Here is a 12171-nt window from a genome sequence, read left to right on the forward strand (position 1 = left end):
TTACAAACAAAATAGCCAATGACGAGTTAGCAGGGCTTCCAAGCTCTGGTCATCTCACGTCGCCCCAAAGCACCTGGATGCGGTCTCACCTTAAAACCTGCCGTCTTTAAATTGCGCTTAAACTGACCATTGGCGCAATAACTGACGAGCATCCCGTCTGGCATCATCATAGGATAAAGGCGGTCAAAGTTGTCTTGAGTCCAGAGTTCTGGCTGTTTGCTTGGGGCAAAGCCATCATAGTAAATCAGGTTAATCGTCTGCTCTGGCGCACGATAATCCGCGAGCTTGCCGTGTACCTTATGCAAAACAAATCCAGGAATAATTTCAACATCACAATTCCAAGGCGCTTGATGCAAATCATCAAATAGCGCTGCTAGTTCTGCACTAAAATGTTGTTTATAGTTAAGTTGCTTGATCACTTCATTGGCAACGGGATAGGCCTCGACGCTGACAAACCGAATCGGTTTCACTATCTTGCCCGTTTGAGCAAGTGCATGTTTTAAGGTTAAGATCGCATTCATACCCGATCCAAACCCCAACTCCAAAATACTCACCCTTGCAAAATCAGTGGATAATGACTTAAAACCCGATTCAATATAAACGTATTCTGATTCACTCATCGCGCCATTATGGGCATGATAGCTATCATCAAACAGGCTACTCATCAGGGTATGAGTACCATCTTTTGTCATCTGGACATGGATATGATTCATCTAGACTAACTCAATAGAATGCAAACAAATAATATTTAGGCAATTAGGCATAATTCCATCGATCATAAACATAGCCCTACCTGACATCAACCTTTAGGTATTAGCGCTAAAATCTCATTCACAATTCGCCTGCTAAAAATCATCGATAGGTGTAATGGCACCATAAAAACCTTATTGTTCGCCACGTCCCAGTGAGAACTTCGACTCGGCACTATGGTGAAATCCATTGGAGTACGATAAGAGTAAAGCGCAACATCTCTCAGAGAGTCTTGCTCAAGATCGAGCCGCTGCAATAGCTGACTGTTAGGCCGAAGTTGGCGCATCGCCTTAGATGGATAAGGTAGATAGGCTAAATAACTCCCTCGATGAGGCGATGAGATAGAAAACAACGCCTTGGTTCGACTCGCACCGCCAAGACATTGCAGATAATAGCGCGCAACTACGCCGCCCATACTAAATCCGATCAACACAATTGGGCTTTCATGACCAAACTGGGTTTCTATCGCCAATTTAAGTTGGGCAGCAGCATACTCTATCCCATGACGACCATCAAAAGGGGCGATTGATGGAGCAATACACTCATATCCTTGCTGTTCAAAACGCTTACGCATCCATCCCATCACATGGCCCGTGTTAAATATTCCGTGTATCAGTACCAACTTCATCTCAGTCTTCCCTTAAATTTGATGTGTCACTAAGAATTTCACCAACAGACAAATGATATTTGTTATGATTGCGCCCTTACTCCCATCTCATATCAATACGGACACTCCAGCCATGTCGCTTAATGCATTATTAGCCAAGGCATTAGCTCAACGTAGCCAGTTAATCGCTGACGCTAAAGCCAATAATACAGATTGCTATCGCGTATTTCATGGCACGGTCGAAGGCGTCAATGGCCTCAATATTGACCGCTATGGTAATGCATGGCTTATCCAAACCTTTCATCAATCTTTAACTGCCGAAGAACTTAGCGAAATTAGCCTCATTCTTAATAAACTCGATGAGCTTTGCGTGATATATAACGATAGATCGAATAAGAACTCTCGTATTCTCAATCCCCTAGATAAAACAGTAGAGGCTTTTGCCACATCTGAACAAGTCATACATGAAAATGGTATCCAGTTCTGCAGCAAATTGCGCCATGAGGGGCAAGATCCGCTGTTATTTCTCGATATGCGTATAGGTAGAGAATATGTCAAAGCTAATAGCAAAGGAAAATCGGTACTTAATCTATTCTCTTATACTTGTGGCATCGGCACCGCAGCCGCTGTTGGTGGCGCAACCAAAGTCACCAATGTCGATTTTTCCTCTTTCGCTTTAGCGGCAGGCAGAAAAAATGCCGAATTAAACCAAGTCGAAAGTGTGTGTGAGTTTGTACAAAGCGATGCGTTTCCGGCGATGCGTCAACTAGCAGGTATGAAGGTTGGCGGTCGTCGCAATCAAAAGTTACCTAATTATCCAAAACTCAGTCCAACCCAGTTTGATTTAGTGTTTCTCGACCCACCTAGGTTTGCTAAAAGTCCATTCGGCACGGTGGATTTGATCAATGATTATCAGAGTCTATTTAAGCCTGCCATGTTAGCAACCAAAAAAGGCGGCACAATTGTCTGCTGTAACAATGTCGCTAAAGTCGACAGACAAGCTTGGTTTGATGCCTTAGTGCGCTGTGTTGAAAAGCAAGGTCGCAGTGTAACCCAGTATCAATGGCTAGACTGCCATCCAGACTTCCCCTCTTTTGATGGCAAGCATCCGTTAAAAATCGTGGCCATTGCACTGGCTTAGCCACAAATTCTAGATCAACCAAGCCCGACGGTTTATCCACGATTAAACACCCACTTTTAATCAGTAAGAGCACTCAACAATACCAAGCAGCCATAAAACCTAACTATCTATAGATTTTATGGCTACCAACATCAATATAGCAATAAATGTTGTCTTAAATTCTCTTTGAAGAACTCATTATAAAATACCGATTACCCACCCCTACAATGAATAAAAAACGTGCGATACATGGCATAATTAAACAATATTTGTACAAATACCGAAAAATGCTTTACTTAATCTTTGCGCCCATTTACATTCGCCGCCCAGTAAAACTACAACAAACAGCAGACAGCCATCAGAACTCATATCAAACTGCTATTTGTTACATTTAAGTTGGAATACTCGGTGGATACATCCCCAACTAATTGCAAATTGAACAATCCTGCAGCACCCGTTATTGGACTGTCATTTTTTGCTATTGCTTCAGGTTTTTTGATGAGCTTGATCCCATTGTCACTCGCCAACTTTAAGCTAGATAGTGCACTAGTTCCTTGGCTTGCCAGTGTTTTCTACCTCGGTCTACTGATAGGCGCAACCACTATAGAACGAATCGTGGCTAAAACAGGCCATCGAATCGCTTTCATCCTATTTCTTTGCCTCTTAATATTGAGTGTTGCGACTATGCTTGTCGTCCCCACGGCATCAATCTGGCTCGTGGCTCGATTTATAGCGGGCATTGCTGTGGCGGGTGTTTTTGTGGTTGTTGAATCATGGCTATTAATGGCCGACACCCCAAAAGCGAGAGCGAAACGCTTAGGCCTATATATGATGGCGCTTTACGGCGGAAGTGCATGCGGACAACTTGCCATTGGCCCTCTAGGTACCGAAGGGACAACGCCTTACCTATTTGCGATATCGCTACTTGGACTCGCTATCTTAGCGCCACTGTTAATCACCTCAGGTCAACCAGAAAGACAACAGCAGCAAAAACTAGCGTTAAAAGAGCTCAAAACATTAAGTCGTCCCGCGATTTTGGGCTGTTTGGTATCTGGACTATTACTTGGTCCAATTTACGGATTAATGCCTGTCTATATTGCCTCACAAGCAGATTATGCAGACCAAACCGGACTATTGATGGCCTGCATTATTATTGGCGGCATGCTAGTACAGCCATTAGTCAGTTATTTATCGACACGGATGAGTAAAAGCTTATTGATGGCAATGTTCTGTCTACTCGGCACCCTAAGCGTATTGGGGATATTAAAAAGCAGTAGCTTTAATATGATGGCGTTAAGTTATCTCTTATTAGGCGCGTGTAGTTTCGCCCTTTATCCTATCGCGATCACCCTAGCCTGTGATCTGCTACCAGCAGCCAAAATTGTATCGGCTACTGAGCTAATGTTGTTAAGCTACAGTATTGGCTCGGTATTAGGCCCAATACTGGCGGTAAAGTTATCAGATGCAAGTGATAACATTATCTTCTATCTCGGGGGATGCCTGTTAACCACCAGCATCTATATGCTTATTAAAAGTAGTGAACGAATATCAGCAGGCCAAACCCCTGTTGCTGGATAACAGCGATTCTCGAACTAAGATACGAGCGGCCTAGCAAAACCCAAACGCGCTGAATATCGGTGCGTTTTACAAAAACTAAGCAGCATTGGAGTTAGCAACTACTCTTTATGTCGTTTGCCGTACCAATTTGCCAAAGGCTGTGCCGACAGGCCATGAGCAACAATACTCATCAGTACCGTCACGGTGACTACGGCGTAAAGCGTTTCAAATCCCTTAATAGTCCCCATGTCATTAGCGACAATTAGCACATAAAGGATTGAAGCAATACCACGAGGACCAAACCAAGCGATAAATGCCATAGTCGCGATATCCAATTTCGCGCCGATAAGCGAGATCATCACAGGGATCATTCGTAATAAGGTTAGGCTAAACAGCGCATAAAGCACCACCTCGACCGTAACAAAGGGCAGCGTATTAGGTACAAACGCCAAGCCGAAAATAAAGAAACTAATCAATACAAGTAACTCCCCCTGACTCTCGGCGAAGTCTTCAATGTGACTGCGGGTCTTTTCACTGGTATTTCCAGCATAAAGACCAGCAAAAAATGCCGCGATAAAACCATTACCCGAGAAATCTTCCGCCAAATAGTAGGCTAATATCGCCAATGCGATAGGGATCAGGTTTTGGTAACTTTCTACCATCCAATCACGTTTCGAACAGGCTAATTGCAAGCGGGTTCCTAAATATCCCACCGCACCGCCGACCAAAGCGCCGAAAATAATCTGCTCGGCGACATAACCTATCCATCCATGTCCTTGGGCATGTTCTACACCACTCCCAATCAAAGCGACAACGGTCAACAAGACCGGAAAGATGATGCCGTCATTTAGACCGCTTTCGACGTTAATCGTCGAGCGTATAATTTTAGGCACTTTAGGGTCCGATACCACTGCTTTCCCTAACGCGGCGTCAGTTGGGGTTAATAGTAATGCTAGCAATATCAGGTAGGTCAAAGGCTGATCGGGGAAAAATTGCTGCGCCACAAAAGTGCCAGCGACCACGGTAAGTGGTAACCCAATAAACAGCAGTCGAGCAGGTAATTTCCACGACTGTTTAAGCAACTTTAGATCGAGTAAAGCCGCATCACTAAACAGCACGAAAACGAGGGCTATTTCGACTAGAATGGTCACAAACTCAGCATCGATCTGAACTTGAGTGATGTGTAATCCAAGTGGTGATAATAACAATCCCAGCCCGGTAAACATCATTGGCCCAGAGATATTAAAACGTGCGAGCCATTTTGAAATATAGCCATACAACAACACGATTAAGGCAATGACTAATATAACAATATGCTCATCCATACTTCTCGAATCCTTTGCTTTGAGACCAATACCAAAACCAACTTATCGAACTTATCAAATTTAATCTATTAATATTACCAGTCCGTCACTCTTCTCTAGTGAGGCAGGCAATAATCCGCTGAATCCACAACAGACTAATTTGTCACAAGGTCAACGAAACCGAATCATCACTTAAGACACGCACCTAAGATTTTTGTGCAATCCAAGTTAGCTGCGGTAATGTTGTTAAGTCGAGGCAGTCACCAAACTCGGCAATCTCCCCATGGACAGAAGAGGCTTCGTCACCCTCTTGTAACTTTTTGAGTAGGCCTTTTTGCGCCTCAACCTCACCGTGTACCAACACTACTGGCGGCGTATTGTTAAAATGACGATACCAGTTAAGTAACTCAGCTTGATCGGCATGTGCCGAGAGCCCGCCTATTGTATGGAGCTTGGCATTCACAGGAATACTCTCTCCATGTATCGTCAAACTTTCAGCACCATCGACTAACAAGCGCCCAGGAGTTCCGATGGCTTGATATCCACAAATAATGACATCCGATAGCGGGTTGGCGAGATTATGCGCCAAATGACAACGAATTCGGCCTCCATTACACATTCCACTGCCAGCGATAATAATAAGCCCTGCATGAATATGGTTAAGCGCCATTGACTCATCGGTCGTATCAATAAAATCAACGTTGGAGAGTAAAGGGTGTTGGCCTGGGGATAGACGAGTAAAACGTTTAAAGTCTTCATCCATCAAATTGTAATTGCCAACATAAACTTGGGTCGCTTTAATTGCCATCGGGCTATCTAAACAGATCCTCCACCGCCCAAGATCCCATTCTTTAGCGTACAGATGAAACAGGTAAAGCAGCTCTTGAGCCCGCCCCACTGAAAACGCTGGTAATAGAATATTACCTCTGCTTTGCTTGATGGTTGTGGCAAAAATAGCTTTCAACTCAGCTAATGTCTCATCCCAGCTTCTGTGGAGCCTGTCACCATAAGTACTTTCCATCAACACCAAGTCGGCCTCTTCTATCAAGGTGGGATCATCGAGTATTGGCATGCCAGCTCGGCCCAAATCACCACTAAAAACCAGCTTTTTACGCTGATCCTTTGGCCCTATCCATAATTCAACAATCGCCGAACCCAGAATATGTCCAGCATCAGAGAGGCACACGGTTAGATTGGGGAGCACTTGAGTATGTTGGCCATAATCGAGTGCAACAAACTGCTGCATTACCGCGTCGACATCCTCCTCGGTAAATAGTGGTTCGATAGGTTCAAGATCGTTTTTAATGCGCTTTTTATTGGTGCGCTCTGCATCGCGAAATTGCAGCATAGCCGCATCTTTAAGCATTACCGCACACAGCTCTACCGTGGCTTTGTGACTAAAAATCGGTCCCGTAAAACCCGATTTAATCAGTAGCGGTAAACGACCAGAATGATCAATATGAGCATGGCTTAATACGACAGCATGGATCTGCGCCGCATCGAAAGGAAACGGCTCATGATTTCGCATAGCATCAAGTTTACCTCCTTGGATCATGCCGCAATCGAGCAACACCTGCCGCCCATCGATATTAAGCAGATGACAGGACCCGGTCACCTCCTGAGTGGCTCCTAAAAATGTAAGCGTCATCATACTTATCATCCTCATCTAATCGTTAGGCAAAATTTGGTGATAAAACAGGTTAGCAATATGATCATAGGTTTCATCTAAATATATGATTTATGCTAAATCAAAGTATAGTTCGGTGAATTGTATGTGATGGATGAGAACTGCATTTAAAATAAAAACTTACTAGGTTTAAGAGTTAAAAGACAAGCTCTTCAATTGCTGGCTAATTAAGCAGAAAAACATCAAAATTAAGTTCACTATTGGGTTAGTTATCCTCTATAGTGGATAAAAAACGAATAAGCTTTTTATGATTACCGATCCCCTAGCTCAACAGCTTATCTTTTTCATCTGCCTACTTGCGACGACAGCAACACTCGCATGGGGAGCGATGGCGTATCCTTTGCGCATTGCGCCGCGTGCCAGTGGCTACTTTTCTGTTGCTAATTTATTTTTATTAATTGGGGTTATTTTAACCAGCCAACGAAGTAGCGACCCGAGTTATTTATATTGGCCCATTGCCAACATCATGATACTAATGGGTTTCTTATTGTTAAGACATGGCACCCAACGACTGTTTCGCCTAAAAAGCAGTATAAAAACCGACTGCGTATTATTGACAGTATTCACAGTGCTTATTGCACTACAAGAGCCGGGCCCACAGTCGAATCAAATCGTAGGTATTTTATTTTCTTCAATGGCAGCGCTCAGCTTCCTACTGCTAGCAAAAGATAATCGAATTGCGCTGGCACCTTCTCTCAACCTAACCTTCATCTTGTTATTACTCAGTCCCATTATTGTTCTAGCTTTCATTTTTACCTTACGAACCCTACTACTGCTATTCGCACCCTCCTTGGGTTCTCACATGGCTAACCTACAGAGTGCCGACGCTATACCTATGCTGTGGTTTTTCGTCATGATGACACTGTTAGTTAACGTAGTCATGATAGGAAATGCATTAACGCGGCTGGTACAAAAAATCCGTTTACAAGCAGACAAAGATTATCTGACGGGTCTTTGGAATCGACGTGCAATGCATCAACGGCTTGCACTCCTCCACCAATGCTGGCTTAGAGATGGCAAAACCTACAGTTTGATCTTATTTGATCTGGATTACTTCAAAGAAATAAATGATAACTACAGCCACGCCGCAGGTGATCATGTCCTTATTCAAACGGCGACTGAATTAAGCAAAGTAATACGCGCAATTGATACCTTTAGCCGATATGGCGGTGAGGAGTTTTTGATCATATTACCCGCTACCGATGCACAGCAAGTTGCTATCATCACTGACAAGCTAAGATCAAAACTGAATTCGTCCCCCGTCATTTGGCAAGATAACGCTATTCCGATAACAGCAAGTTTTGGCACTGCCACCGTAAGCCAATTAGATACCCCTGAAACCATGCTAATTAAGGCAGACAAAGCCATGTACCGCGCTAAACACACCGGACGAAATAATATCTGTAGCGCGACATAATCCAACTCGTTATGGGAGCAATGCAATCTAATGCACGCCCCCAAGCAAAAGAGAGCATTTATGACTCAAACTGGCGTAGCCACTGCTTAAATAGGCTATTTAGCAGCACTTTATCTTCTGCAGATAATCCTTGCGTAAGTTTCAGCTGAATAGCGACATGAGCTTCAATAACCGTATCAATTACAGCTAAACCTTCCACACTCAAGGCCACTTTCACGCTGCGACGATCTTGAGTGCAGTGAGTCCGAACGATCAAGCCTTTACTTTCGAGCTTATCGATGCGATTAGTCATAGCACCGGATGTCAACATCATTGACGATAGTAAATCAGATGGAGTAAGTGAATAAGGCTTACCACTTCGGCGAATGGTAGCCAAAACATCAAATTCTCCCATCGTCAAACCAAACTTTTTATGACATGCCGATATGTCAGCTTCAATATGCTTAAACAGCCTCATCATACGACCCAATATTGCCATCGGCAGTGTATCTAATTGAGGTTTTTCCTTCGCCCACTGTGCTACAAGGTTATCAACATCATCTTGGATCGGATTCATATTTTATATTGCCCTACAGAAAATTATGGCGGTCATTACTCAGCCTATAGCTTAAATAAACATCATCTAGTCACACGCTTATCATACCTTGGGCGAACCCATTTATCTTTGCATTAAGATAATTAACTGCGAGATACTTTACAAGGTGTAAATTTAAGTGCAAACTAACTATCTTTACATTAAGATTCTTTTTACAGAGATAAATATGAATGTACTGTTGGCTATGATCCCAGCCTTTTTCTGGGGCACCACTTATGCGATGACCCAGTTCACGTTGCCAGATTGGCCACCACTGCTGCTTGGTGCACTTAGGGCTTTGCCTGCTGGCTTGATATTGCTAGCCATAAAGCCAACATTGCCACAACGACAAGATTGGTCGATATTACTCAAACTCGGTTTTATTAATATTGCTGCCTTTTTCAGCCTAATATTTGTGATGGCGTTGACACTCCCATCGGCGATATCGGGTGTCGGAATGATCTCTGTTCCGGTATTTGCCATGTTATTTCATTGGATGGTCAGCAAACGCCGCCCCGGAAAAATACCGTCATTTTTCGGAGCCTTGCTAATTATTCTCGCGTGGTTTCTATTTGATCCTAATGCCATTAGCCTCAATCCTATTGGACTCTTGGCCATGTTAGCGGCAATCGGGTGCATTATAGTAGGAAGCACTATCACCAAAGCACTAGGGAATAGAATTCATTGGTGGACAGTATTAACCTGGCAATTGATTTTAGGTGGCGCAATACTGACATTAGTCGCCTTTGTTCACAGCCTCGTTGAACCACAAAGTTATATAGAGAGCATTAGTCACTTCAGCTTAAACAATGCGTTAGGACTTATTTGGATCATACTGCTCAATACCGTTCTGGGATACATAATGTATGTATGGCTACTTCAACGTATGAGCGTAGTCGATTTTACCTTTGGTGGTATCGCTAACCCTGTCGCAGGAATTGTCGCTGGTATGGTATTGCTAAATGAAACATTTACCCCACATCAATATCTCCTCATGACTGGCATGATATTGGCTTCATTGATGCCTCAAATTATTGAGATAATTAATAAAAAGAAGGTTGAGAGATACTAAGTAATCTGCTTAACTAAATGTTAAACTTTAGCTTTATCACTCAAATCATGGAGTATTGGAATGAAGATCAGCGCGCGTAACACGTTAACAGGCAAAATAAAGGCAATCGAAATCGGGTCAGTTAACAATGAAGTCGTGATTGAACTCGCACCAGGTGTAGAGATCACATCAGTGGTAACCAAAAAATCTTGTGAACAGCTCGGACTTGTAGTGGGTGGCAGTGCTTATGCCATCATCAAAGCGAGTAATGTTATGGTTGCTGTTGACTAACATGACATAAAATAGCGGTAATAGAGCTGATATTATCGCTATTTTCAACTGATAACTAACGTGGAAATACGGCTTAAATAGATCAAAACTTGGGCCGATAACCACGAAGTGGCAAACTCCTCTAAGCTCTCCTCCCCAGTTCCCCGTAAGATTAGCTCTAACTGCTAAACACGCTGAGTAGATCACTGATAGGGATAATAAAAAAGCGCCTGAAAATTCAGACGCCAATTTGGCTTATTAAACTCATATTCATTAGCCTGACGAGCAGCAATAGTTTAATAATCAGTTATATCCCAGCACGTAGCAATCAGGCTCTTCATCTTTAAGATCCGTCTCGTCGCCATCTAATATCCGCTTGAGAAATAAGTTACGCTGCTTTTTGAAATGCTCAGGATCTTTCTCTGATAAGGTCGATGCTTGATTGAAGTTGTTTTCCATAATACATACCAAATGTTCATTTATTTATAATTGCCTAACGCTAATTAAGCATTTGGCAGCACAGTAAAAATTACAAGCCGTTTTATTTATCAAACGGTATATTAGTGAGTTATAGCTTTAACTAGCCGTTTGTCAATCAGTTTTATTGGTCATACAACTGAACCAAAAAAACTAAACCTGATGAGCCAAAAAACAATAAGCATCTGATTAAAAAACCAAATAAATGAGTTCACTTTGGATTTTTATTATTGAAAAAATAAACCAGACCGTAAAATGCCCTATAAAAAATAATGATTTAATCGCTAATATTAGCTAAACCACAGTGCTCATTAAAACAAACATCTGTTTGAATTTACTATTTAATTAATACCAATGACACTGGCATCATTGCCATGAAACTAGACCTTATGGCTTATCTAAAACTCGGTAATAGACTATAGACTCGGGTCATATTTAGGCAGCTTAATGAATACGCGAGCATTTTTCAGCAATCGACTCCCTGACTAATATTGGCTCCGATAGATTTTATATTACTTGGCTTTAATGATGCCTTTTACAACCACTTTGAAAGGCTAGCTCAGCGTGTCGTAAACAATTAAGTAACCGCCGCTAAGATACTGATTAAAATTAATTAATCGCAAAAATTTGCTGCATAAGAACTAAAACGATATTCTCGTCTACACTATGGATTTACATCAAAATCAGGAACTAACGTCATGAACAAACAGTCTTTACTACTTTTAGGATTAAGTATTGTACTTTTAGGATGTGGCGTAAAAAGCGAGCAAATGTCTTCCGTCTACGATTCACCAGCAGATGTATCATCCACTCATGTTGCTCCCAGCTATGACTGCAGTAATTCCTCATTAAATAGCATTGAAACCCTTATTTGCCGGGATGATGAACTCGCTAAACTGGACAATCACATGAGCACGGTTTATAGACAAGCAATAACCAAAGCCCAAAACGAACATCCGCCAATATTAAAAGTTGAACAGCAAGGATGGATAAAAGGCCGTAACGATTGCTGGAAGAGTGCAGATAAAAAACAATGCATCACCGAAAGCTACACAAACCGAATCACTGAATTACAGGCTAAATATCGTCTGGTCGCACACTCTCAGGCTATATTTTACCGCTGTGATAACAATCCAGCCAAAGAGGTCGTTGTCACTTATTTCGAAACCACGCCAGCCAGCCTTATTGCCGAGCATGGTGACCAAACATCGTTTATGACAATACAGCCAAGTGGCAGCGGCGCTAAATATCAAGGTCAAAATGAGCAACTGTGGGAGCACCATGGTGAAGCAACTATTATTTGGGGTTATCAGGCACCAGAGATGAACTGCAAAGTCGTCAAATAGCTATAGCCTGT

At 42.5% G+C, this 12171-nt stretch carries 12 protein-coding genes; 6 read left to right on the forward strand and 6 right to left on the reverse strand.

The window, feature by feature from the left end:
- Window positions 1-26: 26 nt before the first annotated feature.
- Together mnmC2 and K0I62_RS16860 are read right to left on the reverse strand one after the other, a co-directional pair.
- Window positions 27-713: a tRNA (5-methylaminomethyl-2-thiouridine)(34)-methyltransferase MnmC2 gene (gene mnmC2 / locus K0I62_RS16855; protein ID WP_220069202.1), complete on the reverse strand. Its 687-nt coding sequence runs from the start codon at window positions 711-713 to the stop codon at window positions 27-29.
- 86 nt (window positions 714-799) lie between these two features.
- Complete coding sequence (locus K0I62_RS16860) at window positions 800-1378, reverse strand: esterase/lipase family protein (protein ID WP_220069203.1); 579 nt, start codon at window positions 1376-1378, stop codon at window positions 800-802.
- Window positions 1379-1490: 112 nt separating this feature from the next.
- On the opposite strand from K0I62_RS16860, the gene K0I62_RS16865 reads away from it, so the two are divergent.
- Both K0I62_RS16865 and K0I62_RS16870 read left to right on the forward strand, forming a co-directional pair.
- Window positions 1491-2498 (forward strand): class I SAM-dependent rRNA methyltransferase, encoded by a 1008-nt coding sequence (locus K0I62_RS16865; protein WP_220071432.1) that lies wholly within the window; start codon window positions 1491-1493, stop codon window positions 2496-2498.
- Between the two features lie 387 nt (window positions 2499-2885).
- Window positions 2886-4055, forward strand: coding sequence for an MFS transporter (locus tag K0I62_RS16870; protein ID WP_258405030.1), 1170 nt, complete (start codon window positions 2886-2888; stop codon window positions 4053-4055).
- 98 nt (window positions 4056-4153) lie between these two features.
- Here the strand turns inward: K0I62_RS16870 and K0I62_RS16875 are convergent, their stop codons facing one another.
- Complete coding sequence (locus K0I62_RS16875) at window positions 4154-5359, reverse strand: cation:proton antiporter (RefSeq protein WP_220069205.1); 1206 nt, start codon at window positions 5357-5359, stop codon at window positions 4154-4156.
- A 184-nt stretch (window positions 5360-5543) separates the two neighbouring features.
- Window positions 5544-6986, reverse strand: coding sequence for an MBL fold metallo-hydrolase RNA specificity domain-containing protein (locus K0I62_RS16880; RefSeq protein WP_220071433.1), 1443 nt, complete (start codon window positions 6984-6986; stop codon window positions 5544-5546).
- Between the two features lie 286 nt (window positions 6987-7272).
- On the opposite strand from K0I62_RS16880, the gene K0I62_RS16885 reads away from it, so the two are divergent.
- Entirely contained in the window at window positions 7273-8442 is a 1170-nt protein-coding gene (locus K0I62_RS16885) for a GGDEF domain-containing protein (protein WP_220069206.1), read from the forward strand.
- A 58-nt stretch (window positions 8443-8500) separates the two neighbouring features.
- Here the strand turns inward: K0I62_RS16885 and K0I62_RS16890 are convergent, their stop codons facing one another.
- Window positions 8501-8998 (reverse strand): MarR family winged helix-turn-helix transcriptional regulator, encoded by a 498-nt coding sequence (locus K0I62_RS16890; protein ID WP_220069207.1) that lies wholly within the window; start codon window positions 8996-8998, stop codon window positions 8501-8503.
- A 205-nt stretch (window positions 8999-9203) separates the two neighbouring features.
- Between K0I62_RS16890 and K0I62_RS16895 the strand changes: the two genes are divergently transcribed.
- Together K0I62_RS16895 and K0I62_RS16900 are read left to right on the forward strand one after the other, a co-directional pair.
- Complete coding sequence (locus K0I62_RS16895) at window positions 9204-10088, forward strand: DMT family transporter (protein WP_220069208.1); 885 nt, start codon at window positions 9204-9206, stop codon at window positions 10086-10088.
- 60 nt (window positions 10089-10148) lie between these two features.
- Entirely contained in the window at window positions 10149-10358 is a 210-nt protein-coding gene (locus K0I62_RS16900; RefSeq protein ID WP_220063008.1) for a TOBE domain-containing protein, read from the forward strand.
- 282 nt (window positions 10359-10640) lie between these two features.
- Here K0I62_RS16900 and K0I62_RS16905 read toward each other — a convergent pair whose 3' ends face one another.
- The gene (locus K0I62_RS16905; RefSeq protein WP_220069209.1) at window positions 10641-10796 is read right to left on the reverse strand and encodes a hypothetical protein; all 156 of its coding nucleotides are present in this window, start codon (window positions 10794-10796) and stop codon (window positions 10641-10643) included.
- Between the two features lie 788 nt (window positions 10797-11584).
- Here K0I62_RS16905 and K0I62_RS16910 point away from each other — a divergent pair.
- Entirely contained in the window at window positions 11585-12160 is a 576-nt protein-coding gene (locus tag K0I62_RS16910; protein WP_258405157.1) for an MliC family protein, read from the forward strand.
- Window positions 12161-12171 lie beyond the last annotated feature (11 nt).

Source organism: Shewanella psychrotolerans (assembly GCF_019457595.1).
Lineage (GTDB): Bacteria > Pseudomonadota > Gammaproteobacteria > Enterobacterales > Shewanellaceae > Shewanella > Shewanella psychrotolerans.